This window comes from Providencia sp. Marseille-Q8014 (genome assembly GCF_965112055.1).
Map to the genome: position 1 here is coordinate 2,188,881 of NZ_CBCOPT010000001.1, position 25,836 is coordinate 2,214,716.

At 38.3% G+C, this 25,836-nt stretch carries 18 protein-coding genes; 7 read left to right on the top strand and 11 right to left on the bottom strand.

Features of this window, described 5'->3' with window-relative positions; translation table 11 throughout:
• Positions 1-3 precede the first annotated feature (3 nt).
• The 5 genes from ACWPW6_RS09610 to ACWPW6_RS09630 all read right to left on the bottom strand — a co-directional run bounded on the left by ACWPW6_RS09610 (position 4) and on the right by ACWPW6_RS09630 (position 6,411).
• The gene (locus ACWPW6_RS09610; protein WP_250000479.1) at positions 4-1,056 is read right to left on the bottom strand and encodes a hypothetical protein; all 1,053 of its coding nucleotides are present in this window, start codon (positions 1,054-1,056) and stop codon (positions 4-6) included.
• Positions 1,057-1,071: 15 nt separating this feature from the next.
• Positions 1,072-3,375, bottom strand: coding sequence for a fimbria/pilus outer membrane usher protein (locus ACWPW6_RS09615; RefSeq protein ID WP_272682969.1), 2,304 nt, complete (start codon positions 3,373-3,375; stop codon positions 1,072-1,074).
• Positions 3,376-4,092: 717 nt separating this feature from the next.
• Complete coding sequence (locus ACWPW6_RS09620) at positions 4,093-4,326, bottom strand: YgdI/YgdR family lipoprotein (RefSeq protein WP_154623238.1); 234 nt, start codon at positions 4,324-4,326, stop codon at positions 4,093-4,095.
• Positions 4,327-4,651: 325 nt separating this feature from the next.
• Complete coding sequence (locus tag ACWPW6_RS09625) at positions 4,652-5,935, bottom strand: arsenic transporter (protein WP_154623239.1); 1,284 nt, start codon at positions 5,933-5,935, stop codon at positions 4,652-4,654.
• Between the two features lie 140 nt (positions 5,936-6,075).
• Positions 6,076-6,411: a metalloregulator ArsR/SmtB family transcription factor gene (locus ACWPW6_RS09630; RefSeq protein ID WP_163861651.1), complete on the bottom strand. Its 336-nt coding sequence runs from the start codon at positions 6,409-6,411 to the stop codon at positions 6,076-6,078.
• A gap of 701 nt (positions 6,412-7,112) precedes the next feature.
• On the opposite strand from ACWPW6_RS09630, the gene ACWPW6_RS09635 reads away from it, so the two are divergent.
• The 4 genes from ACWPW6_RS09635 to ACWPW6_RS09650 all read left to right on the top strand — a co-directional run bounded on the left by ACWPW6_RS09635 (position 7,113) and on the right by ACWPW6_RS09650 (position 10,970).
• The gene (locus ACWPW6_RS09635) at positions 7,113-7,580 is read left to right on the top strand and encodes a GrpB family protein (RefSeq protein ID WP_249998720.1); all 468 of its coding nucleotides are present in this window, start codon (positions 7,113-7,115) and stop codon (positions 7,578-7,580) included.
• A gap of 38 nt (positions 7,581-7,618) precedes the next feature.
• On the top strand, positions 7,619-8,131 hold the full coding sequence (locus tag ACWPW6_RS09640) for a GNAT family N-acetyltransferase (RefSeq protein ID WP_163861657.1): 513 nt from the start codon (positions 7,619-7,621) through the stop codon (positions 8,129-8,131).
• Between the two features lie 869 nt (positions 8,132-9,000).
• Complete coding sequence (locus tag ACWPW6_RS09645; RefSeq protein ID WP_454209652.1) at positions 9,001-9,900, top strand: hypothetical protein; 900 nt, start codon at positions 9,001-9,003, stop codon at positions 9,898-9,900.
• 80 nt (positions 9,901-9,980) lie between these two features.
• Entirely contained in the window at positions 9,981-10,970 is a 990-nt protein-coding gene (locus ACWPW6_RS09650; RefSeq protein ID WP_163861660.1) for a patatin-like phospholipase family protein, read from the top strand.
• 182 nt (positions 10,971-11,152) lie between these two features.
• Here ACWPW6_RS09650 and ACWPW6_RS09655 read toward each other — a convergent pair whose 3' ends face one another.
• The 6 genes from ACWPW6_RS09655 to ACWPW6_RS09680 form a co-directional block, all read right to left on the bottom strand.
• On the bottom strand, positions 11,153-15,529 hold the full coding sequence (locus tag ACWPW6_RS09655) for an AAA family ATPase (protein ID WP_454209654.1): 4,377 nt from the start codon (positions 15,527-15,529) through the stop codon (positions 11,153-11,155).
• 5 nt (positions 15,530-15,534) lie between these two features.
• Positions 15,535-17,121, bottom strand: coding sequence for a hypothetical protein (locus tag ACWPW6_RS09660; protein ID WP_454209655.1), 1,587 nt, complete (start codon positions 17,119-17,121; stop codon positions 15,535-15,537).
• A gap of 574 nt (positions 17,122-17,695) precedes the next feature.
• Entirely contained in the window at positions 17,696-18,793 is a 1,098-nt protein-coding gene (gene nemA, locus ACWPW6_RS09665; protein ID WP_154623446.1) for an alkene reductase, read from the bottom strand.
• Between the two features lie 53 nt (positions 18,794-18,846).
• Positions 18,847-19,446: a TetR/AcrR family transcriptional regulator gene (locus tag ACWPW6_RS09670; RefSeq protein ID WP_249998726.1), complete on the bottom strand. Its 600-nt coding sequence runs from the start codon at positions 19,444-19,446 to the stop codon at positions 18,847-18,849.
• Positions 19,447-19,572: 126 nt separating this feature from the next.
• The gene (uxaC, locus tag ACWPW6_RS09675) at positions 19,573-21,000 is read right to left on the bottom strand and encodes a glucuronate isomerase (RefSeq protein ID WP_196713111.1); all 1,428 of its coding nucleotides are present in this window, start codon (positions 20,998-21,000) and stop codon (positions 19,573-19,575) included.
• 14 nt (positions 21,001-21,014) lie between these two features.
• Positions 21,015-22,481, bottom strand: a complete 1,467-nt coding sequence (locus ACWPW6_RS09680; protein WP_249998728.1) for a fructuronate reductase — start codon at positions 22,479-22,481, stop codon at positions 21,015-21,017.
• Positions 22,482-22,845: 364 nt separating this feature from the next.
• Between ACWPW6_RS09680 and ACWPW6_RS09685 the strand changes: the two genes are divergently transcribed.
• The 3 genes from ACWPW6_RS09685 (at position 22,846) to mnmH (ending at position 25,791) form a co-directional block, all read left to right on the top strand.
• Positions 22,846-23,610 (top strand): FCD domain-containing protein, encoded by a 765-nt coding sequence (locus tag ACWPW6_RS09685; RefSeq protein ID WP_154623448.1) that lies wholly within the window; start codon positions 22,846-22,848, stop codon positions 23,608-23,610.
• A 37-nt stretch (positions 23,611-23,647) separates the two neighbouring features.
• Complete coding sequence (gene aadA33 / locus ACWPW6_RS09690) at positions 23,648-24,433, top strand: ANT(3'')-I family aminoglycoside nucleotidyltransferase AadA33 (protein WP_249998730.1); 786 nt, start codon at positions 23,648-23,650, stop codon at positions 24,431-24,433.
• A 263-nt stretch (positions 24,434-24,696) separates the two neighbouring features.
• The gene (gene mnmH / locus ACWPW6_RS09695; protein ID WP_196713108.1) at positions 24,697-25,791 is read left to right on the top strand and encodes a tRNA 2-selenouridine(34) synthase MnmH; all 1,095 of its coding nucleotides are present in this window, start codon (positions 24,697-24,699) and stop codon (positions 25,789-25,791) included.
• Positions 25,792-25,836: the final 45 nt, after the last annotated feature.

Consider the following 25,836-nt stretch of genomic DNA (forward strand, 5'->3'; position numbering starts at 1 on the left):
AACTTAACGCATAATGACGGAAAGCTCCACGGAACCACGTGCTACACCGGTTATTCCTGTCCCTTTTGAATAAAGTTCATATTCAAGCATTTTTGTCATATTGATATTGTTTTCATTTGCGTTAATATGCCCAAGATCGACCATACTCTGATCTAAACGTATCGGTAATTTAGAACCGTTGTGGTGCACAAATAATTTTACATATGCAGCAGCTCTACGACTTCCGCTATTTAAATTGACATCAATAGCATTACCAGAATAGAACTCTGGTTTAACATTAGCTGAAATTCCGATATAGGCATCAACTTGATCTTTAAATTGGCTACAATTTATCGTCATAGGACGTTGAACAGAAGCTAATAAAGTACCTTCAGCCGCACCTGAGTCTTGAATACCAAAATTAATTTTATTCGCAGTCTGTAAATTGCATGTTAGTCCAGAAACCGTGATATTTATTGGTTCAGATTTAGAAACTAATACTACCCATGCCCCTTCATTTAAATTACGCCAGTCTTTAATTGAAGTTCCTATATTATCTTTTAAAAAGTATGTACCACTTTTTTGATTTCCAGTTCCATAAACAAGCAAACGCCCCGTGATTGTTACGTTATGAGTTAAACTCATTTCGGGGGTTGATTGGTAAGGTTCAAAAATACACGCTGAGGTATATGGATATTGGTTGGTACCAGAACCCCAGCCATTAAAGTGCCCTGTTACAGTATCTATGGGTTGGAATGGATAAGTCATTTTTGTTCGTTTATCCGTATAAGTAAACTCAGGGACTAGCATTAAGTCATTACTAATCGGTATTCCCCATATGCCATCGACTTCCATCATAATACGTTGATAGCATTGGTTGTAGTATCCATTAAAATGATTAGTTAAAGTAACATACTGATATACATCACCAACATTAGCATGTGTAGTCATACGATTAGTTTTCCAATAATAACCAAATACCCCGACTAAACCTCGCCCATTAAATACCTTAACGTCCGCAGCGAATGTTGGTAACGTTATACTTGTCAAAACCATTGCTAATAAAATCTTTTTCATTATTTTACCTAAAAATTACTGACATGTTATCGTTAAATTACGCAGTGACGAATAAGTGTTTTCAGTTGATTGACTCATATCAAATGGGGTTTGGCATTGCTCAGAAGTCGCTCTGCCCCATACAACCAATAATGTGCCTTTTTCAGGTAATCCGCTTATATATACACGGCCATTGTCACCAACAATTCCTGATATTGCCCCAAGGCTCTCTTGTTCAGATTGCTGTAGTGATGCTACAGCTCCCATTGGAATTGCTTTTTCCCCTGTTAATGTGATCATTGCTTGATACCCTTTTAGGGTATTAAACTTAGCCTTGACTAAAGCCCCTTTTGTTGGGTAAACATTCGTGGACGTATCTTTACTCTCAACATCTGTCGGTAACGTATTAATATCTAAGTTAATAATATTTTGGCTATATTCCATCATATTAGGCACAATAGCGTAACCTCGAGAGTCAATAACAGCCGCTCCATTATTGATGCTTGTTCCCGCAGCTTCTGGTGCATAGACTATCGCGGCAGAATTACCAATGAACTGACTTAATGTTATGCCACCTGGGTGAATGACAACACCACCATTTCCATTCACATAAGTAAGTTGGTTTTCACGGCCATAACTGTAACCAACACCCGCATAACCTTTACTTCCTTGATAACCAATATTGATAGAGCTGGATAATTTCTGGTCACGGTTATCGCCACTTTCACTTAACTGATAAGTCAATTTATTGTCTAATAACTGGCCATTAATACCCAACTGTTGATAGGTTCTACCTGTATTATCGTGACTTATTTGGAAGTTACTGTAGATATTTTCAATATCTTTGTTATGTGAAAACAGACTAAATGGCACGCTAACGTTGAAGCTAACTTGGCGGTTTTCAGGCCAGTTTCCATCGCCTTGTGTACGGCTAATACTGTAATCGATACCATAAGATAAACCTTTATAGAAACCGCTATAACCAACCCCTAAGGTCGTTACTGTATCTTTACGGCCCCAATAATCACTCCGCATACCCCTAAAATAAATTGCCCCCCATTTGCCAAGTGATTGGTTTATATAAGATTGAAAGCTACTGCGTTGACGCCCGTTCAACCACGGGGCAACATTATCTTTCAAACGATAACCTGCATGGTTAAAGTCTGAAAAACTATAGTAGTCCTTTGTTGAGTACCTCAACGCGGTCAAGTCAATAGATGTACCAAAATCAGATAAGTTTTTTGAATAACGAAGTCTGAAAGATTGACCTTGCTTATTTTCATCTCTGATTGTGGCATAGGCATGGGTCGCATCGATTGACATAGCACCAAATGAGCCTAATGAGAAACCTGTACCAACAATACCTGTCCAGTAATGATTAGCCCCTAAAAAACCAGTATAGAGTGTGACCGCTTTTGGTAATCCGTATATGAGTGTCCCCATCAAGAAATTACTTTTTTTATTACCCTCGGTTATGCCACCATTGTATTGACCTGCTGTAACTTCATATTTAAATGTTCCAGCTCGTTGCATTACGGGCAATGATGAGAATGCTTGAGTGAATACTCGAACAGAACCATCTTCCTCATGAATTGAAACCTCCAAGTCCCCTGCTGTACCTGTTGGATAAAGGTCATTAATCACAAAGGGTCCTGGTGCAACGTACGTTTGGTATATGGTATTACCATTTTGGCTTATCGTGATTCGGGAATTAGATAATGATACCCCTCTAATTTGTGGCGCAAACCCTCTATCACTTCGTGCTAACATCTGCTCATTGGATAATAAACGAACCCCTTTGACTGGAACACTGTCAAGTACATCATTGAGAGTGCTCGTTTCACCCATTACAATTTCAGAATTTAAGTGCTGAATATCTCTTGAAACGGTTGTGTTATTAAAATCGCTTTGACGATTACGTGCTGTCTGACCATCAAATTTATTTTCATTTTCAATGTAAAAATATTGGGAACGTAAACGCCACGCACCAAGGTTTAATCCGCCTGTAACGTTGGCAAAAATAGAGTTATTTTTTGTTTTGCCGCTAATTCCACCCGTAAATTCTTGACGACTCCCACTGACTTGATAGTTTAATATCAAGCCAGGCAAACCTTGGTCAAGAAGCTCTATCGGTACAGCCCCTCTAGCCTTCTGGCTCATAGAGATTTGTGGGATATTTAAATTTAGTGTTAATTTTGAAACATCGAATTGAATTTGCGCATTTTCTATTACCGATGATAGAGAGGTAATTTTGTGAGTCGCAGGCATTCCTTTCAATACAGGGTTACCTTGAATATTTACGCCGAACTCTTCTAACATCGCAGGCGTAAATTCAGGCACAATAATACATATTAAAAATTGAAACTCATCACCCCCCTAATTAAGGTTGAATATTGAATTAAAAACAGATTTTTCTTAACAATTATTATTGTTTTATTGAAATATATGTTTACATGTAGTTACTAACATATAAATATAATAGCCTATTACTTAAATATTTTTTTAATTTAACTAAAATTTTTTTACTGCCAAATGTAAGGATATATACTATAAGTATAAAAATATGTGTAAATACTCAATTCGTATCCTTAAATTTAAAACCCAACATAGTGAAGTGGTGTTATTATTCCATTTTGTAACAATGCAATTTATCGAAAGCATTTACAGTAAGATAAGGTGTTAGCAATTAGTAGTTAATACTGATTTAAGGCATTAATATCATATTATTTGAGTTTATTCACAATATTGTTTATGGAGTGATTATCGTAAGAAACTAAACTTGCATGATTGAAGATAGTGTTTTCATCTTCAGGATGATATGTATTGATAATAAGATGAATACAGCAGATACTTATTGATAATAATACTGACGACTTGGTTAAGGCGGTTAAACTCAGTTTCACATCTGCTTGATGAACATTAATTGATCATTAATTTGCTTTTTTATAACCAAATCACATCGAAAAATTCCTTTCAAGAAAACATTTTATTTCTTGAAAGGAATATAGCCGCATCGGCATTATGAAAATGTCACTACTAAATATTTTAGTTTAGTCATTAATTTTCAAGTTCACTCATATTGGTGATCTCATTGCGGTTAATTTGCTCATTTTTTCCTGTTTGAGCATCTTTATAAGAAACCAATCCGGTATCATTATCAACCTGAGGTTTACCATCGGTGATAATAGTACGTCCATCCGTAGTTTTTATTGCTTGGTTTGAAGAGCAGCCTGTTACAGTAAAGGCGACAAGAGAGCTTAGAATAACAGCAAACAATGTAACTTTTTTCATATGTTCTCCTTATGTATCGATATTTATGTAACAAGTTCAGTATAGGTAAATTTCTATGCATTGTTAACCTATCCTATGAATAATTACTTAACTATAAAAAATTTTCATTAACGTAAATAAATTTATTTACATATGAATTTATTGATTTATGTGACAGTACCTACCCTAAATAAATTATTTACCGTCAAAAATTGGCTTCAGGAATAGCGGTATAGACATGATTCTGAGTGTCAGCACATCAATAAATTATTCCAACAAAGCCAACGTTCATAAGATAGGATAACATTGCGTTTTTTGGCGGAGTTCAACGCAATGCCACATTCACTTAAATAGATAGTCTGAGTGCTAAAGCAATCAATGTTACTGTCAGCACAGGAATGGTCATAATAATACCGACTTTAAAATAATATCCCCATGTAATAGTCATATTTTTTTGCGATAATACATGTAGCCAAAGTAAAGTCGCCAAACTTCCAATCGGCGTAATTTTAGGCCCCAAATCAGCACCAATAATATTCGCATATACCATCGCTTCCTTGATCAGCCCAGTAGCACTGCTGCCCTCAATTGACAACGCACCGATCAATACAGTTGGCATATTATTCATAATTGATGATAAGAAAGCAGTGATAAATCCAGTACCTATTGTTGCGCTCCATAAACCGCCATCAGCAAGATAGCTTAATATGTTTGAAAGATAAGTGGTTAATCCTGCATTTTTTAAACCATAGACAACCAAATACATACCCAGTGAGAAAATCACTATCTGCCATGGCGCACCCTGTAATACTTGTCGGGTATTGATCACGCGACCTTTAGAAGCAATAACCCAGAGAATTAACGCCCCTATCGCAGCAATAGCACTTATTGGAAGACCTAAAGGTTCTAATACAAAAAAACCTATCAATAACAGTACCAATACAAAGCAACCTGCCTTGAATGTTTTTAGATCTTTAATCGCTAAGGTTGGTTTACTGAGCTTTGTTACATCATACTGCTGTGGAATATCTTTGCGATAAAACCAGTGTAATATCACTAATGTTGCAATGATCGATGCAATGTCGACAAAAACCATAATGGATGCATATTCAGAAAATCCAATATTGAAAAAATCGGCAGAAACAATATTAACTAAATTAGAGACAATCAGTGGTAAGCTAGCTGTATCTGCAATAAACCCCGCCGCCATGACAAAAGCTAACGTTGTTCCTTTATTGAACCCCAACGCCAATAGCATAGCGATAACGATGGGAGTTAAAATTAAAGCTGCTCCATCATTGGCAAATAAAGCGGCCACCATTGCACCAAGCAAAACGATATAACTGAATAGTAACCGCCCTTTTCCATTTCCCCATTTAGCAACATGTAATGCAGCCCATTCAAAGAAACCGCTTTCATCTAAAATCAAACTAATCATAATGATGGCAATAAAAGTGGCCGTTGCGTTCCAAACAATATTCCAAACAATCGGAATATCTTGAAAATTAATCACACCAAAAGTGAGTGCCAGTATTGCCCCTATTGTTGCACTCCATCCGATGCTAAGCCCCTTAGGCTGCCAAATAACCAACGTGATCGTCAGAACAAAAATGAATACTGCAATAAACATAACAACCTCAATTTTTAAAAGCTAACTCGCCTTTTTAGTTCGAATCACAATAAAGTGTTGAGAGACCAATGGCCCAAATATGATTTATCATGATTACACCTTCATATACGATTTATCATATATGTTAAGATAAAAATTTTTTATGAAGAACAGTGACTAGCAGAATTTTTATTTTCTAGGGCATTAACTAATTCTGATATTCGATGTTTTTCTGCTAGATATGTTAGGTCAATGATATCTTTTATCCATGGCAATAATGCGGGTGATAAGCGGTAGTGAACCCATTTGCCATGCTTTGAATCCCGTAATAAGCCAGATTCTCTTAACATAGCCAGATGACGAGATGTTTTCGGCTGAGATAAATTCAAAGCAGTATAGATATCACAAACACACAATTCACCAGAGGCTTTTAGTAACAAGATAATGTCTAACCTAGTTTGATCTGCCAGTATTTTAAATAACTGTAAGGGTTCCATACTCACTCCTTTTCTATCTTCGAGTAATATAGTGCTAATCAACATATTCGTCAAATCAGATATGTAGTATCTGTCATGTTAGTCACCCTTTTTATAAATACCTTTTTCTAGCTAAACAAATCTCTGCTTGTATGCATTATCGCTCAATCTTACCTAAAGCAGGTGTTTTTCCATTTATCAAAATTTTTCTAATTTGTAAGTTATTTGAATATATTCCTAAACTAAATACCGTCTATCTTTCCTATCTATACGTTGATAACGTCACTCCGTAGCTCAGGGATAAGCAGCTGGATCCTTATGCACATGACACAGCAATCAATATTGACCCTACCTAAAAAATTTATTGCGGTATGTTTCTGAATATAATATAAAAACCAGAGAATCCCCCCCTTCGTCAGGATTTAAAGATGAAGCATCACTCACTACTCGTCGGAGTAGGAATATAGATGGTTGGTATGACATGACCATGAAAATTATCAAAGCTCCCGATACTAATTTAGCGACATTAACTTGCCCCATATACGATTAATGATGAGTTGAAAAATGAATCCATTTAGTAAAACCTTAGATACATTATCTCCAGAAGAAATTGCCGCGGTGATGACCTTTGAAGATGGCGACCCAAATGAAAATCCATGGGTACTCGAAAAACCACGAGCATTGAAAATTGATGTTAGCGATTATGATCCCAGATGGGCAGAATGCTTTATACAAGAAAAAAACGTATTATGGCGATATTGGGGGATACCGCACTGCATATTGAACATGTTGGTTCAACCGCAGTGCCTGGCTTGTCCGCTAAGCCAATCATTGATATTGATTTAATCGTGGCAGATCCAACCGATGAAAGCCGTTATATTCCACAGCTAACTGCTTTGGGATATGTGCATACCATTCGTGAACCCTCTTGGTATGAACACCGAATGCTTTACTTAGATAACCCGCAAGTCAACCTACATGTTTTTGCCCCCCACTGCCCTGAACATCTTCGTCATCGATTATTCCGTGATTGGCTGAACACCCATCCTGATGACGTTAAAACTTACGCGGCCAGTAAAATGCAAGCCAAAAAAGGGATTAATACAATGATGGATTATAACCAGAAGAAAAATGATACTGTGCGGTCAATTTATGAAAAATTATTTACTTCACTAAAAAATAAAATGTAACTAAACAATAGCCCATTTCCGTGATGAGCTATAAATACATGCGTAAAGACCATATTAACGAGGAAGTCATGCATAGAGTCATTCGCCAATTAAATAAGAACGATATTCAATTACATCTCCCTGTCTTGGCAGAATTGTTACACCAAGAATGGCGTGCATTCACACCATGGGCAACCCCAGAAACGATCACTAACCGATTACAAGCTCGTATATTAGCGACAAATTTAAATGAGGTTTGGTGTGTTTGGCAAAACAATCATTTAGTTGCTACGGCAAGTATCATCGATAAAGAAATAGACTTTATTGATGACGCACAATGGTGGATCGGTGAAATCTACACTCATCCCACATATCGAGGGCAAGGAATTGCGTCAGCGCTTATCCAAAATGTCACCGATGATTATTGGAAAAAAACAGACCAAGATTTATATCTATACACCCCAGATCAACAGAAGTTATATCAAAAGATGGGCTGGTCCATAACTCAAAACTTAATATACCAAGATGAAATGGTCAGTATAATGAAAAGGACAAAGCATATTGACTTTTAAGAATACTTAAAGGTGATTTTTTAATTAATCACCTATTTCTTACTCAAGATTAAATTACTCTATTATGTTGTATAATTAGCAAGAATTTAAACGCCTGAATAGAATCATTTGATTGTTTAATTATTATTGAATTTATTTTTCATTTTACATGTTTATATTGCTAGTGTATTTCAAACTTTTGATTTTATTTTCACAACATAAATAATAAAGTTTATTAAGCATACGGCAACCCCCTTAACATCGATGTTCTAGAAGAATTCAACACAATACAACAAGGCACCTTCCTAATTGAAAAGGATGTCAAATCTATAAATGAACGATATTTAATATTGTTATTTTTATTTCTTTGACCTAATATGTGATTTATTAAAGTTACCATGTTTTTATTGTTTGATTTGTTATTTTTTAGGTTGCCTTACTCTCTAAGAAACCCGTAAAAAATCTATCATTTGATTGTTGCGCTACAGCGTATTAAAAACATCAACCTTTAAATACACCACCTTACTAAATTAAACGTTTGTATGATATTAGATAAATCATAAAACCATTTGACGTGTATTAACGCACTCATGAAAGAGGGATTGCCATTAATTAAAATTAGCCAAAGTTAACTATGAATTATTTTAATAACATTAACTAGATACTATTGCTTATATATCAGGAGCGTTTTATGAAAAATATCAAAAAAAAAAAGAGCCAGCACCGATCTTATTACTTACTTGAATTACCTATCCACATGGGAAACAGAAAGTGAAGAGAATATAGACATATTAATCAATGAACATAACCTATTCTTAATGCTAGGTGACTTTGATTCTGACCATATCGTAGATAAGGAATTCGATTATATTTATCATCTAGCAAGTAATATGAAGCTTGAAACCACTGCTGATGATGGTATTAGAATAACTGCTGACGCTGCTGCTATCGCTTCTATCTGGTCATTAGGCTTAAGTATGGCTGTATTTGCAAACCTTGAAGCATCTAGAGTCATTTTAGAAGGTGTTATTTCAAAGCATGCGAAAGAACTCAATGAACGATTAAAAAATGCAGATAATAATATTTCGCATGAAATTGGCAGTAATGTTCATGACTATATCACTCACTATAAAAAGAATAATACATTAATCGCAGCAAAAGCACCTGCTGGATTAGATGCAAGAATTTGTAGAAGTCACTTATTTCAATTTATGGGTTCGATAGAAAGAAAAGAAAAAAAATTAGATGCAAGAATCTTTCGGTTATATGCAGAATCTGCACGACTACTCTTCCATAGCGATGAAATTAATAAGGTATACAATGCGTTAGATGAATTGAACTTTAGCAAAAAAACAGATGATGATGTTAAAAGATGTATAGATATTATTAAAAATATTAATATACCACCTGATGCGATATATGCTTTTAATATTATCCTTCCTTTAAGTTTTTCTATCATGATTTATAAGTTAAAAATTTCAATGAACACAATTAAAAAACAGTCAGAAGAAGTCGGCATTCCCGCAGAGGAAGTGAGTCCCTGTTCATTTGAAGTCATGGATGCAATAGGTAGATTTGCAACAGTTATCACTATCACACTTAACATGGTTGATATTTTTTTAGCTATCTTAGATATAGTGGCAGTAATACAACAATGTAAGGAGCTGTGTGATAAAATAAATGGAGTCATTAGAGTTAATTATAAAGCATACTACAATGGTATTAAATTAGCATCTAATGAATATAAAAAAGCCATAAAAAACTATAGGGAATCAATAATAACTGATTAATTTACTTATTTTTTCTTCAACTCTGATATCAAACAAAATTTAATATCAGAGTTTTTTTAAATAACGCAGAAAGGTCAAAAATGTCATTTAATATGATAAGTTTTGATGGTGGAGGCATTAGAGGCTTAATCTCTGCTGTCATTATTAAAAAGCTAGATGAAAAATACCACATCCTCAATAAAACCAACGCATTTATTGGCACATCGACTGGCGGTATATTAGCTATTGCTCTTGCTAATGAGATCCCTATCTCCAAGATCATAGAGAGCTATACTGATAATGCATCCATTATATTTATGCCGAATAATAAATTCTCTGCTGAGGGTTTAATACCTGAAAATATTCTAAGTCTATTCCACAGTAAATATACTCATGTTGGAATGAAGAAAATTTTCAATCGCTTTTTTGGTGAAAAAAAGCTCTCTGAATCAAAAAAAATCATTATCGTTAACACTGCGCAGTTACTAAATACGACTAAACAAGGCTGGGAACCGGTAATTTTATCTAATTGCGTTGATAATATTTATAAAAATATCAAAATGATTGATGCTGCATTAGCCACGGCAGCAGCACCAACTTATTTTCCACCCTATCGTATAGATGAAAATAATTTAGGTTATTGTGTGGATGGTGGCGTTTTCGCGAATAATCCAACCACGATCGCCATCAGTGAAATCATCTCACAACAGTTAGTCTCTAGCCTGAGTGAGCTTTGTGTACTATCAATAGGAACCGGATATAAAGCCACAGGAATACCACTAATAGAAATGAGTAATCCTCTCAACGTAGGGGCAAATTTTTGGTTGCTACCTCATATCCATAAAGGACAAAAAAATATAGCGCCATTTTCAATTTTACAATTGATCTTAGACACCTCTTCTGAAATTGTTACCAAACAAGGTTCCCAATTATTAAAAGATAATTTTAAAAGAGTTAACCCCACATTGAGTAAAGATATTCAATTAGATGATTGGCACAGTATAAACTTAATATTAACAGAAACTGATAACTACCTTTTAAGTCAAGAATGGGAAGAGGTCTGTAACTGGGTTCAAGACAGATGGAAATAATGACCATTTATTATGACTAAAAATTAATCATATGCTTAACAGATGATAAATATAACCAATCTCCTATGTTACCCTACTGACTACATCAAGTTTACCCTATTCAAGTAATCCTTTGTCAATATCAATGACAGTAGTCATGTAGGGCATGCAAATAAATTCACCTCTAGATGATAAATGGCTGGTTATGAATCAGCTTTTCTGAAACTTTCAACCTGTTCTAACTCTCTTTTTATTTCTTCACTCGCATCATCAAATAGCGCCCTTCTGACTGCATTGCTGTATTTAGCTCGACAATATGGCATTAAAAGCGTTGAGATCATCCAGTCTCGCACTTCTTCATCAGGGTCCTTAGCAAGTGTCAAATAAATATCTTCACTACTTGTGATGGAAAATATACCGAATAATGTGCTTATTAATTTTTTCCTAATTTCCTTATCAGGATCTTGAACGAGTACTTGCTGAGCGTCTAATGACAATTGATTTACGTAGTTAGATTCTTCCATGAGTTTTATTTTGATACTAGCATTAGTCTCTGCCGCTAATTGTGCTTGAATATTCGAGTGCAGACGAGTGTAACCAGCAAGCGCAAGGCGCACATCAAAATGTGAATCATGAGCGAGTATTTGCTGTACTTCTTCACTTAATGGTGTTCCCATCCAGCTTTCATCACGTTTAGCCAACGTGACTCTTACGCTAAGCAAATCGTCTTTCGCTAATATTAGCTGTGCCGCCGGATCTAATTGGTCATATACCGCTAAAAGCTCTCGGATTTCAGGTTCTTTATCTCGAGCTAGCATCTCTTGAGTCGTTCGTTTAAGGTAAAACATGTAGTTATTTTTGCCTTTAAGTAAGGTGGCGCGAACGTCTTTTTCTGGAGATTGGGCAAGTATTATCTGTGAGGATTTATCTAAATCATCGCAGCCAGCTAAAGCTTGACGAACTATAGGTGAAGGATCCCGAGCTAACTGTCGCTGTATTTCACTTTCTAGCCATAAATTATTAGTCAGCGCAGCTCTCACTGAGGCAACGGTATCACTCATTAATTTTAGCTTAACGTCATAACAAATATTGTTATTCGCAGCCAAAATTTCACGTACACTTGCACTTTTATGATTTACAAGCTCTTTCTGTACGATTTTAGATATAGCGGTATTTTTCGCCAGTACTTTGGCTAATTCAAGTAACTCATCACCTTGTTTTAGTAAAATGAGCTGTAATGCCTCAGGTAATTGCTTGTTACTGGCTAAAGCGAGTTTACTTTTAGAAATAGTATTGGAGGTTAAACCAAATATATTCATTCTCCCCATCAATGAAGAGTCTGAGTCTTTCCGCCAATCACATATTTGCTCCATCAGACTTTCACCTATTTTAGGGTTTGACGCTAATATTTCTCGCACATCTTCTGAGCCTTTTTTGAATAGTCGGAGATACTGCGATTCACTCAATTGTAAGTTATGTGCTAGGCTTTTTTGCACATCCTCAATATCTTCAATTAACTTATCGGCAACTGAAGGTGTCAATGAAAAATTATCTGCAAGGCGAGTTCGTACTTCTGTATTACTGTTTTCAGATAATAAAGCTTGTATCGTACTATCAAGGGATGGGTTACTGGCTAAACAAAGCAGAACCTCAGGATCGTCTATTTCTAAAAGTTGCTGCTGTATTATTAGGCTAACACACGGATTCCCGGCGAGTGTTTCATATATTTCAGGATCCTGCTCAAATAATATTTGCTGGATTTCATCCTGTAAATTTATTGCACCGGCGAGTGCTTTACGCACTCTAGGCTCAGCGTCATCAGCCACATGCTGTTGTATGACAAGCGGTATCTCACGATAGCGATAGCCATGTTTCACTAATGTTTCACGGACCCCTGCACTTTCATCCTTAACTAATATTTCAGCGACCTCTTGTGAGATACTGTTATTCATCGCTAAACCATTACGTACAGGTTCGCAAGAGTCTTGTGCCAGTAATATTTGGGCTTCAATGTTAATTTTTCGATTGCTTGCTAAAGCTCGACGAACATCTTCGAATTGACTTTGACTCAGTGTTGATTGGAATTCATCCGGTAAAGTATCTAGATGAGAATTACCCGCAAGTTCAATCTGCACTTCTTCTATATCTTGCAGTAATGCTTGTACCGCGGCATGTGACAATGAATTGTGGTTAGCTAATTTTTTACGCACTTTAACATCAGTATGCTGCGCTAAAATTAACTGTGTTTCAGCTGAAATACTTTCGTTATCAGCCAGAGCTAAAAGAACCTTTGGCTGATCTTTGATTAGGATTTTCTTCGTTTTATCAGATAGTTTTGATCCACCATCACGACTTGCTAATTTGATACGAATGTCAATATCCCTATCTCGAGCTAAGATTAGCTGAGCCTCTTCAGTTAGGTCATCGTAATACTCAGTTAATGTTGCTCGAACATCATAAGATTCATCTCGAGCAAGAATTAATTGTACTTCATCTGTCAATTCAGCAAATTTAGCTAGAGCCTCGCGGACATCTGAACATGTATCTCGAGCAAGTTGCAATTGCGCCTTCAACGATAAATTATTGTTATGGACTAGGCTGGTACGTACTTCAACCTCTCTATCTTTAGTTAATAAAAGCTGTTGTTCAGAACTTAGATTTTCATTACGAGCAACTAATTGGCGAATAGTGATATCTTCATCCTGTAATAAGCAATCGAGCAATAAATTGTGAGTGCTTTTACTCGCTAGAAGCTTTTTATGCTCCATTGTGAGTTTTAAACGTTGATATTGTGAGGCCAATAAATCATGAGGAGCATGAGGGTGAATACACGCTAAATGCAATAAATCTAGGTCATAGTCTGCTTGCCCTTCTCCTATATTAATTCGCATGCTCAACAGCCGTTCAGGGCAATTCGGATTTTCGTATACGGCGGTCCTAATTTCTGGTTCAGAATCATTAGCTAACTTCTCTAATAAATCATCGGGGCAATCTTCATTGGTTGCGACACTTTTACGACGAATAGCATTAGGGTCATCCGCCAGTCTTAGCATCTGTGCAACACTGAGACCTTCAATTGTCGATGCCGGTTTAAGCTTAAGTTTTTCAAATAATTCTTCGTATTTAGCAACTTGCTCCCGCAGTGTTTCTCTTAAAGGTACGGTTTGCTCAATAGCAAATTCTAACTCTTTAAAGTTTAATTCTCGGCTATCGAGAAACACGGATTCTTTGGCTTCGTTCACCGCATTTTGAATATCAGCACCTGCAAAATCTCTACACTTAGTAACGAGTTTGCTACGCTCTTCAGCTTTAAGCGTTAATCCCGTTCCCTTAAGATGAATATCGAGAATTGCTCCTCGTTCAGCGGCATTTGGAAAACCGACATAAAAGACCTCATCAAAACGCCCTTTACGTAATAATTCAGGTGGCAACACCGTAATATTATTTGCTGTAGCAATGACAAACACGGAACCTGTTTTTTCTTGCATCCATGTCAGAAAATAACCAAAAAGCCGTGATGAAACCTCTGAGCCACTACCATTGTTCATACCAACAAACGCTTTTTCCAACTCATCTATCCAGAGAATACAAGGACTCACAGATTCAGCCATGGTTAATGCACGGCGCATGTTGTTTTCACTCTCACCAACATATTTGCCAAGTAATGAACCGATATCTAAACGTAATAATGGCAGTTGAAATAAGCTTGCAGCGGCCTTAACCGTTAATGATTTACCACAACCTGGCATACCGGCTATCAAAACCCCCTTTGGCGTTTGTATTTTTGCAGTAACAGCCTCTCCCAAACGGCAGAAAATCTGTGAGCGACGATGAAGCCAACTTTTAAGATTTTCAAGACCACCAATATCTGAAGCATTTTCACTGACTTTAATCATCTCAAGCACACCACTTTTAGCGATGATTTGCTCTTTTTCATGTTGAATGAGAGCCAGCCCTGCTTCGTCAAGTTGCTCTTGTTTCTGGCGAACCATAGCAAGTGCTTGGCGAATTTCTTCCTGACTTAAACCACTACAAGCCGCACATAAACGCGGTTTTAGCACTTCAGGAGTGCGTAAACTCACTTGTTGGCACACTATATCGACTAGTTTCGATATCTCTTCACCATGAGGAAGTTTTAGCGGTAAGAGCGTAATTTGTGCTTCGATTTGAGCAGGTATATATAGACTTTCTGATACGAGGATCACCGCAGAATGACCACGGTGATGACGTTGAATGCGGTTTAATAATTGTTTCAGTCTAGCGACTGCCAGTGGATGGTTTTCTAGAGCATTTTTAGCATCTTTAATAATGAATAGCTTACCTGTTAAGTCATCATCAAGTAAGGTCATTAAACCATTGGCTAGTTCAATATTTTCATTTTGGCCATCGCGCGGCTGTTTATGATAAAAATCAACCCAACCATAACCAAGGTTCCATTCTTTGGGATATAACTCTAATTCTGAGGCAACCTCTTGTAATAAGGCATCAACCCTAGCTTCTTCACCTGACTGTATGTATAAGCCTGGATATCCAACAGATAAATAAGTTATTAACTTTTCTTTAATTTCAGATCGATTCATTGTATTTACCACAGCGAAAAAAGTGAAGATGCAAAGTTGCTGATACCACGCCCGATGGATTTGATTGCTTGCCCTGTACTTTCTACAACGCTACTCACCACTTCAATGGCTTTTTTTGCGACGACCTTACCGGCATCATAGATGATTTCACCCACTTTACTGCCCGCAATGCCACCAGCCACACCACCGATAAAACCACCCGCAGCCATGCCGATAGGACCAAAAACTGTCCCCATCGTCACGCCGATCATCGCGCTTTTCGTCGCGCCCAAAATTGCCATGGAAGCTGTCACTGTCGTGCTACCAATTTCATCAAGCGCTTCACTTTGAGTTAATTCACCTTTACCTAATTTATAAAGAACTTTCGCATTTTGTAAGCCGACACAAGCGATATTGGTGATTAATCCTGCTGGCGTATTGCGTAATAGTGCCCCTAGGTAGCCATTTTTTACCGCAACGACAACAGCACCAGATACTGCAATCTGTGCAGCTGTCTCAGTGGTAGAGCGCAATGAACTTGAAAAAAATTCCTTTAGATCGTCGTTAACACTTGGATTTTGGCGGCCATTCAGTCGATTCCAAGCTCGACGGGCGAGAATTCTTACCCCCTGCATACCAACAGCAATACAAGCACCGAACAGAGCTTGCTTACCTATTTTTTTAGCAATATCAATGCGGTTGGTATCTTTCCACTCATATTGATACGTTTCTCTTTCTGCCTGAGCTTGTTTTTGAAGAGCCTTAGCTTTTTCTTTAGATAAAGGGGTCGAGCTGACACCATCAGCCTCGATCACTTCTGTACTATTAGGAACATCGTTCCCTTGGCCTTCTGGAACTAAACGCTGTTGACCGGAATAGTCACCACGCTCAAATTGGCTATGGGTTGATTTGGCATCTGAGCCATATTTCGATTGATACTGCCCCACCACATTACCGTTGACATCCACAATTTCAATATCAACTGAATTCAAGTCATGAGAATTGACCATTCGTGCACGATAAGGACTTCCTTTCACCGTGGCATCGATATTAAAGGTATCGACATGGTGTTGTTCAGCGATAAAGCCATCCAAATTATAGTTGCCATTGATTTCACCGCCTAAAGTGCTCACTATTTTACGAGCATTAGCCGTTGCATCTGCCAAAGCGCTATCAATATCAGTCGCATATCGACCTACATCAACTGAGCCACTAACCGCCGCATTTTTTTCAATTTCATTGGCCAACCAAGATGCGCGGCTGCGCCCTTGTTCTTGATGACGTTGTAATGAATGACGTGAAACATTAAAAGCAACTGTAGATTCAATCACATCTCGTGTCGTGTTTCGTATTTCCTCTTCATTTTCCCAGATCTCCGGATATTTACGAAATTCATCATGCAGCCATTGATCTAATGGCTTTTCACCTCGTTGATTACAGGATGCAACAAACGATGCAATGAGAGTGGTTGTCTTGTCAGAATTTTGCGTATTTTCGAATAGAACTAATTCCGTGTTTTTAGCCATAACAAGTGAAGCGCTATCACATTCTATTTCCCAATCATTACTGCTAATATTTTTATCACTCAGTTCGTTATCTTTATTGATGTTCATTATGCTAACCTTTTTAAATCACTATTATTCGATAATCACTTATGTAATATATTGTTCAATAGATCACCGTTAGCATAAAAAAAATAAAAATGACGATTTGCTAATGAAAAGGCGCCTATAGCTCAAAAACCACATAAAAAACTTTTATTTTAAGTTTGCCGTATATGCAAGTTTAAACATTTACCTTATAAATTAATGCAATACCTTGTTGGCATTAGCCAAAAAATGAGTATGACCATTAATGTGTTATCCGATATACACAGTTAAAAATAAGCCATAACGCAAAGGCTTTATTCAAATAATAAGCAGTGTGATTTTTACATCATTGACTCTTAATGGTAAGAGATATTACGGAGATAAACTTTCAGGTCAATATTTAAATTAGATGTATAAGATAAAATATGGCAGGGTATTTTGAGGGATAAAAATAAATTAATGATACTTTAGCGACCATCAATTTTTAAATAAAAGTCTTATTGTAAACTTAATAAGTTTTACTCACTAAAAACACTAGCATTGTTTCTATCCTCGTAGAGGATAAGCGGCGATAATCCGCCGCTACCAAAATTAAAATCTAAAGAAAAGGATAGTCGGTATACCCTTCTGCTCCTCCTCCATAAAAGGTTTCAGGACGTTGCGGATTTAACGCCGCCTTATGCTGGAAACGCGTCACTAAATCTGGATTAGCAATAAAATCACGTCCAAATGCAACTGCATCAATCAATCCCTTCTCGATCAGATCTTCAGCTTTCTCAACCGTATAGGCCCCCGCACCGATAATCACTCCCTCGAAACGCTCACGAACTTGTTTGCGAAAATCTAAGCTGTATGGTTGTCCTCCAGCCCAATCAGGCTCAGACATGTGAAGATAAGCAATGTGTCGTTTATTCAATTCGTTAATAAGATATAACGCATCTTCAACTTCATTTGGCCCATTATCGGTATTTTGAAAACGACCTAATGGAGAAACACGAATACCAATGCGTTCAGGACTCCATTCTGCACAAACAGCATCAATGACCTCTAGCAGAAAACGTGCACGGTTCTCCCTTGTTCCACCATATTGGTCGGTGCGATGATTGGCTGATGGTGATAAGAATTGATGTAATAAATAACCATGTGCCGCATGCAGTTCAACCATGTCAAAACCCGCTTCCCTTGCATTAGCAACAGCTTGACGAAAATCATTAACGATGCCAGGGATTTCAGCAAGTTCTAATGCTCGCGGTGTAGACGTATCAACTCGAATAGCTCGCCCATGTTCATCTCTTAATGATGTTCTGGTTCCCGCATTGATAGCAGAGGGTGCTACTGGTGCAGCGCCTTCAGGTTGAAGGCTTGTATGAGAAATTCTCCCTGTATGCCATAGCTGTACGGCAATACGCCCTCCTTCACGATGAACGGTAGCGGTAATTTTTTTCCATGCTTCAATTTGTTCGGCACTATGTAAGCCGGGAGCGCCCGCATAGCCTTTTGCCTGAGCAGAGATTTGAGTTGCTTCTGAGATAATTAAGCCAGCTGTCGCCCGTTGACGATAATATTCAGCCATCAAAGCCGTTGGAATATCCCCCGGTTCAATGCTACGTAAGCGAGTTAATGGGGCCATAAAAATACGATTTGGAGCAGTTAACGACCCCACTTTAAGCGCTGTGAATAATTTTTTCTGTGACATAAAATCTCCAGATTAGACCGGTCGACTAGTAGTTAGGTAAATAAAAACGCCTATCAACAATCAGGCGTAGTGATGATTTTTTCCACATAAGCCAGAGCACTTTCCATTGGTACGCGACTTCGAGAAATTTTGGCTTGTAAATTCGCACCTAGCCAGAGTGAATAAAGTACTTGTGCGACAGACAATGGCTCACCCGAGAAGCTCAACGACTTTTCATTTCGGCCATTAACCAGTGCTTGCGCCAGTATAGCGACCACTTGACTGACACCTTTATCCATAGCTGTGTTCATATCCTCTGATAAGTCACATACCTCAGCGGATAATTTGACCGTCAAACAACCTGTTATATGACTAAATGCACAAGTGTTATCCAGCACCTTTCCATAATAAGCCAACAAGCGATCTCGATAATTCCCTGTGCCATACTCAAAGTGCCCCTCTAGCCGTTGGAGGTAAACCGCATAATAGCGTTCTAACATAGCCACGCCAAAGGCTTCCTTCGAGCGGAAATAATGGTAAAACGAGCCTTTTGGTACCTCTGCGGTTTTTAACAGCTCATTTAACCCCATGCCGACAAAGCCACGCTGAAGACAAAGGTTTTCTCCCGTAACCAAAAGGTGTTCTCGTGTATCCTGTTCTGACTTTCTGTTCATATCTCTACTGTAATAGACCGCTCGGTCTAGAGCAAATTACTTTTTGTTATTATATGGCAAAATAAGCTATATAAAAAATATTACAGTACCTTAAAAAGACTCAAACAACGATAACTTGCGTGAATTTCACTGACTAAGGGGAGTTATTGCTGAAAAATAACGCTTAGCATTATAAAAACAAATATTCTCAACCAGTTGGCCTATCATTTTTTCCTCTGCTGGTATTTCTCCATTCATCACTAAAGTCCCTAGCATATTACAAAGGATACGCCGGAAGTATTCATGCCGTGTATAAGATAAAAAACTCCGTGAGTCAGTCAACATTCCGATAAATAGGCTGAGCAAACCTAACTGAGATAACTGCTCCAATTGCCTCTGCATTCCTTCTTTTTGGTCATTAAACCACCAAGCGGAGCCAAATTGGATTTTGCCCGCAACCTCACCATCCTGAAAATTACCGATTAATGCCGCCAAAACGTCGTTATCGCGTGGATTAGCACAATAGAGAATGGTACGAGGAAGTTCGTTAGTTTTATCCATCTCATCAAGAAGACGGGAAAGTGGATAGGCAATCGGTAAATCACCAATAGCGTCAAATCCACTGTCAGAACCCAGTAACGTAAATTGTCGGCGATTGTTATTACGCATCGCGCCAATATGCAATTGCATCACCCAACCGTATTTAGCATACTGTTTTCCCAACCATCCTAATATCGCGGTAGAAAATTGTGCAATCGCGATTTCATCCAAGATTTTTCCTTGCAAGCGAGCTTGTAATATCCGATCAAGCACCGTTTCATCGGGTATCGGTGCATAACGCACAATATCAATACCATGATCGGATGCGATACACCCATGAAATGCAAAATATTCCAATCGTCGTTCTAGAGCGAAAAGTAAATCGCTAAAACGCGAAATAGCAATATTCGCACTCTCCCCTAATTGTTCAATGTAGTCAGCAAAACCAACCTGCTCGATTTTAAATACACGATCTGGCCGCCAGCTAGGGCGGACTTCTATATTAATAGTTTTATCTTGAGCTATTTGCCGATGGTATATCAAAGAATCAATGGGATCATCGGTGGTACCAACCATATGCACCTGCATTTGTTGCATAATCCCGAGTGTTGAAAACGCAGGCTGAGAAAGCCGTTCATTCGCTTCATGCCAAATGTCATCCGCGGTCGTTGGACTTAATAATTTTCCAGTAATACCAAATGGGCGACGCAATTCAAGATGGGTCCAATGATAAAGCGGGTTACCCAATGTCATTGGAACCGTTTTGGCCCAAGCTAAATACTTTTCATAATCGCTACTTTCACGACCTGTAATGAATCTTTCTGGAATACCCGCCGAGCGCATAGCTCGCCATTTATAATGGTCACCTTCTAACCATATTTGCCCAAGGTTATCAAATTGACGATTTTCAGCTATTTCTTGAGGATTTAAATGGCAGTGATAATCATAAATTGGCATTTTGGCAGCATAATCATGATATAAATTCTGCGCTACTTTATTGTTTAATAAAAAATTTTCGCAAAGGAAGGATTTCATAAGAAGCTCCAACGTTATAATGTCGCCACAGCTTGTCGTGCACCAACATCCAGTAACTTCTGATACGCCAATTTCACTGTTGTAATAAAAGAGGGATTATTTGCTAAATGTTTATCAAATATCGATTCAATGGCTAATAACTCTTCAACGACCCCAACGGAAAGACCGTGTTTTGCGTATATAGCCGCAAATGTTTTTTTTAGTGGGTCTCGTATATCTATAGTATTACCTTGCTCATCAATACCACTGATATAACGCATCCATCCCGCTATACCTAATACTAAGCAAGAGTGTTCCGTTCCATGCTCTAAATGCCATAAAACTGAGTCCAATAAGCGTTGAGGTAATTTTTGACTACCATCCATCGCGATTTGCCATGTTTGATGCCTTAACGCTCGATTTGTGAAGCGGGCCATTAAACTGTCCGTATAAGCGATAAAATCAATATCTTCCGATACCGTAACCGTCATTGCTTGCTCATTAAGCATCAGCTTTCGTACTGCATTGCGGTAATCAGGATTATCCATCGTATCCGCGATATAGGTATAGCCGCCTAAATAACCTAAATAAGCCAAAAAGGAGTGGCTGCCATTGAGCAGACGTAATTTCATTAATTCAAAAGGTTTCACGTTCCGCACAAATTTAGCGCCAGCAAGTTCCCATTCAGGACGTCCATGAACAAAATTGTCTTCAATTATCCACTGTTTAAAAGGCTCGCAAATCACAGCACACCGATCGTTTTTACCAAGTAACTGAGTCATTTCATTGGTACTTTCTTCCGTAACGGCAGGGACAATTCGATCTACCACCGTGTATGGAAACGTGACATGTTGTTCAATCCATTCGCTGAGTTTCCGATCTTGCAAAGATGCCAACCCAATAACGGCTCGACGAACCATATGACCATTATCACGAACATTGTCACAAGAGAGCACAGAAAATGGAGGGCGCTGACGTTCGAAACGTCGTTTCAGGGCCGCGGTTATAAACCCTATTGCTGAGCGAGGGGTATCTGGAGTTGTAATATCTTGTTTTATCAATTCGTTATTAAGATCCAGTTGACCTGTTACTGGATCAATACAATAACCTTTTTCTGTTATTGTTAACGAAATAATACTGATATCAGGCGAAGCCATCTTTTCAATGATAGCGTCGACGCCATCAATCAGCGGATGCATCGCTTCTTTCATCGAGCCTATGACTTTCAATGCTGTTGTTGAGGGTCCTTTTTCTACAATAGCATATTGCATCGATTGAGCTTTGAGGGCTTCAATGATGGCGATATTACGCACAGACATCAAATTGACCTCACAATAGCCCCAGTCACTCTGCGTTTTTTCTAAAACAAGATGCATATAAAGCGCTTGATGTGCTCGATGAAATGCCCCACACCCGAGATGAACCATACGAGTTGTCAAACGGTCAGTCGTCCAGTTAGGATAGACAATAACAGGGTCAGTCATCGCCAGTTTATTTTTCATGACGGGTTCCTAGGGGGCTAGCAAGCACAAAATTAGGAAGTCTATTGGTTCAATTTGGAAAAGCATAGTGGCATACAAATCACTATTCGACTATTTCCCTTAATTTATTTGGTTAACCTGATCACAGTATTAGTACGTATAAGTTAACCAATAGAGTCGTTAAATGAATTAGCAAAATGATATAACACTTCACTAATTATTTATTACTCAATGCATTCTATTAAAATAAGCCGAATCCATAGGGTATATATTGTCTAAGTTTATATGCTGTCATTTTTTATAAGTAGCTTCCATAATCACATTTGGTCAACCAATTTGTGCTAAACTACTTTAACTAAGACGGAGGATTGATATGGCCATTATCATGACATCATCGACTGAAACTAAACGTCCTTACCAAGAAGTGGGTCACTTACTGCGGCAAATGATCACGAATATGGGCTATGCCATCGGCGATAGGCTTCCCCCTGAAAGAGAAATAGCCGAGATGCTAAATGTTTCTAGGGCTGTTGTTCGCGAAGCGTTGATCATGCTAGAACTTGAAAACCTTATTGAAGTGCGAAAAGGCTCCGGTATTTATCTGATTGCTCTGCCTAATCAAAAAGAAAACACGACCTCTGCCTCTTGCGCGCTGAATGCAGCAGGCCCATTTGAATTGTTGCAGGCAAGGCAGCTACTCGAAAGCAATATTGCTGAGTTTGCTGCGACGCAAGTCACCCCTGTTGATATCGCCAATATTCGTCAAGCATTACAACGGCATCATGACAATCAGGATCCTGAAGAGTCAGAAAACAACGACCGCGAATTCCATCTCACCATTGCTGAAGCAACACATAATAGTTTACTCGTTGAACTGTTAAAACAATCATGGGCTTGGCGAGATAATAATCCTATGTGGTTAAAATTGCATACACGAATTACTGATATCAATTACCGCCAAGAATGGATGAAAGATCATCAGGCCATTTTAGCTGCCATGGTTAAAAAAGACCCTATTGCGGCGAAACAAGCTATGTGGCAACATCTCGAAAATGTCAAACGGCGGCTATTAGAATTATCTGACGTTGAAGATCCTAATTTTGATGGCTATTTATTCAACTCTTATCCTGTCGATTTAGTGCGTAATTAATATTTCGCATAACAAGAGATAAAAAGAAACGTTTTTGATGAATTTTGAACATATAGACAGCAGTATACAGAAACAAGTGAAATCCGCCTGCTTACTTATTGAGAAACATCTTGGTGATTCACTCAATACTATTCACCTTTATGGCTCTACTTTACATGGGGGACTAAAACCCCTGAGTGATATTGATTTGCTTGTTACCATTCATGCACCACTGACGGAGCAGCAACGTAAACGATTAATGAGAGAGCTTCTAACGGTATCGGCTTGGCCTGGAAGTGATCCTACGTTACGTGCATTAGAAATCACTATCTTACTCAGTGAAACCGTAAAACAGTGGCGCTACCCTCCTCATCGCGAACTACAATTTGGTGAATGGTTAAGAGAGGACATTAACTCAGGGATTTTTGAACCCCCACAAATAGATCCCGATGTCGCGATTCTCCTCACCAAAGTGAGGTTACACAATATCGCAATACTCGGTGAAGATGCTGCCCACACATTTGCCCCTATTCCATTAGAGGATTTATCACAGGCAATCAAAGCGACATTGGCTCAATGGAATAGCTCGGATGATTGGCAAGGCGATGAATGTAATATTATCCTTGCCCTCGCTCGTATATTTTATACGTTATCGACTCACGACATTGCATCTAAATCAGAAGCTGTAGATTGGTTATTGCATAGAACGAGTCATATTTCGCATCAACGCTTACTTGCGGCAGCACAGCATGCTTATTTAACAGGAAAACCCTTCGATATTTCTGATCCTAAAGCTATCGAAGATTGTATTCTTGCCATAAAAGCGCAATGCGAAAACATATAATTCATTGATATTCATTTTTTCTGTCAGCATTAAATGCTCTAACGGTGACTTATCAACCGTTACCTGTCGCTGACAGAGTTGAAAAATATTACACATCATCATAAAAGGTCAGTAAACTGAATCATTGACAGAATCACGAAATAAGTGACAGCGTCACGATGGAAGTATCCTGTTATTATTCCGTTAGGATCATGACGTGCCTTCACGCCCACATAGGAGTATAGTAGACGCTCCTATAATTTGGATTAATAACCGTTTTCACCATGGAATCAGCAGCATTACCGCAAAATATCCGCCAAATTTTAACTACTGGCACCCCTTTAATTGATGTCCGCGCCCCTGTTGAGTTTCAGCAAGGGTCAATGCCCAACGCGCACAATATCCCTTTAATGAATGATGCGGAACGTTCTGCTGTTGGGACATGCTATAAACAACAAGGCTCAGCAAAAGCAGTAGAATTAGGTCATCGATTAGTCAACGGTGAAATTCGAGCCAAGCGAATTACTGCTTGGCGTAAAGCATGCCAACAATTTCCTCATGGCTATATCTGTTGCGCTCGAGGGGGCATGCGTTCACATATCGTTCAGCAATGGCTCCATGAGATAGGGATTGAGTACCCATTAATTATTGGTGGCTACAAAGCATTAAGACAAGCTGCCATTGAGGTAACAAAAGAGTTAGCTCAACGCCCTATCATTTTGATAGGCGGATATACTGGCAGCGGTAAAACGATGATGATACATGAATTACCTAATGGTATTGACCTTGAAGGGATCGCTCATCACCGTGGTTCCTCTTTCGGCAGAACATTGCAGCAACAATACCCACAAGCCACATTCGAAAATCATCTAGCGGTGGAAATGCTCAAAAAATCTCAACAACATACACGCTGGATACTGGAAGATGAAGGTCGCACCATTGGCGCAAATAGTCTACCGGAGGCGCTACGCGCGCAAATGGCAAATGCAGCTATTGTGGTTGTTGAAGACCCTTTTGAATTACGTTTACAGCGACTAAAAGAAGAATATTTTGACCGGATGACGCATGCGTTTTTAACTGCTTATGGTGAAGAACAAGGGTGGATAGCCTACAGTGAATATCTGCACCATGGCCTATCAGCAATTCATCGCCGTTTAGGTTCGCAACGCACGATAGAATTAACAACATCACTGGATATTGCATTAGCCGAACAACAAAAAAGTGGTAAAACCGATGCTCACTTAATTTGGTTAGTACCATTACTTAATGAATACTACGACCCCATGTATCACTATCAGCTTAGTCAAAAACAAGACAGAATTGTGTACCGTGGCAATTATCAAGAGGTTTTACAGTGGCTGATAACCCATGGAAATTAAGGGTTATTTTTACAACAAACATACTGACAGAGCCAACTTAATGAC

Excerpts from the sequence above, each read along its gene's own strand:
- nemA (WP_154623446.1), bottom strand. The coding sequence starts at position 18,793 with ATGTCACAGAAAAAATTATTCACAGCGCTTAAAGTGGGGTCGTTAACT.
- ACWPW6_RS09680 (WP_249998728.1), bottom strand. The coding sequence starts at position 22,481 with ATGAAAAATAAACTGGCGATGACTGACCCTGTTATTGTCTATCCTAAC.
- ACWPW6_RS09655 (WP_454209654.1), bottom strand. The coding sequence starts at position 15,529 with ATGAATCGATCTGAAATTAAAGAAAAGTTAATAACTTATTTATCTGTT.
- ACWPW6_RS09670 (WP_249998726.1), bottom strand. The coding sequence starts at position 19,446 with ATGAACAGAAAGTCAGAACAGGATACACGAGAACACCTTTTGGTTACG.
- ACWPW6_RS09645 (WP_454209652.1), top strand. The coding sequence starts at position 9,001 with ATGAAGCTTGAAACCACTGCTGATGATGGTATTAGAATAACTGCTGAC.
- ACWPW6_RS09635 (WP_249998720.1), top strand. The coding sequence starts at position 7,113 with ATGCTTTATACAAGAAAAAAACGTATTATGGCGATATTGGGGGATACC.
- ACWPW6_RS09650 (WP_163861660.1), top strand. The coding sequence starts at position 9,981 with ATGTCATTTAATATGATAAGTTTTGATGGTGGAGGCATTAGAGGCTTA.
- ACWPW6_RS09640 (WP_163861657.1), top strand. The coding sequence starts at position 7,619 with ATGCGTAAAGACCATATTAACGAGGAAGTCATGCATAGAGTCATTCGC.
- uxaC (WP_196713111.1), bottom strand. The coding sequence starts at position 21,000 with ATGAAATCCTTCCTTTGCGAAAATTTTTTATTAAACAATAAAGTAGCG.
- ACWPW6_RS09685 (WP_154623448.1), top strand. The coding sequence starts at position 22,846 with ATGACATCATCGACTGAAACTAAACGTCCTTACCAAGAAGTGGGTCAC.
- aadA33 (WP_249998730.1), top strand. The coding sequence starts at position 23,648 with ATGAATTTTGAACATATAGACAGCAGTATACAGAAACAAGTGAAATCC.
- ACWPW6_RS09660 (WP_454209655.1), bottom strand. The coding sequence starts at position 17,121 with ATGAACATCAATAAAGATAACGAACTGAGTGATAAAAATATTAGCAGT.
- mnmH (WP_196713108.1), top strand. The coding sequence starts at position 24,697 with ATGGAATCAGCAGCATTACCGCAAAATATCCGCCAAATTTTAACTACT.
- ACWPW6_RS09630 (WP_163861651.1), bottom strand. The coding sequence starts at position 6,411 with ATGGAACCCTTACAGTTATTTAAAATACTGGCAGATCAAACTAGGTTA.
- ACWPW6_RS09610 (WP_250000479.1), bottom strand. The coding sequence starts at position 1,056 with ATGAAAAAGATTTTATTAGCAATGGTTTTGACAAGTATAACGTTACCA.
- ACWPW6_RS09625 (WP_154623239.1), bottom strand. The coding sequence starts at position 5,935 with ATGTTTATTGCAGTATTCATTTTTGTTCTGACGATCACGTTGGTTATT.
- ACWPW6_RS09620 (WP_154623238.1), bottom strand. The coding sequence starts at position 4,326 with ATGAAAAAAGTTACATTGTTTGCTGTTATTCTAAGCTCTCTTGTCGCC.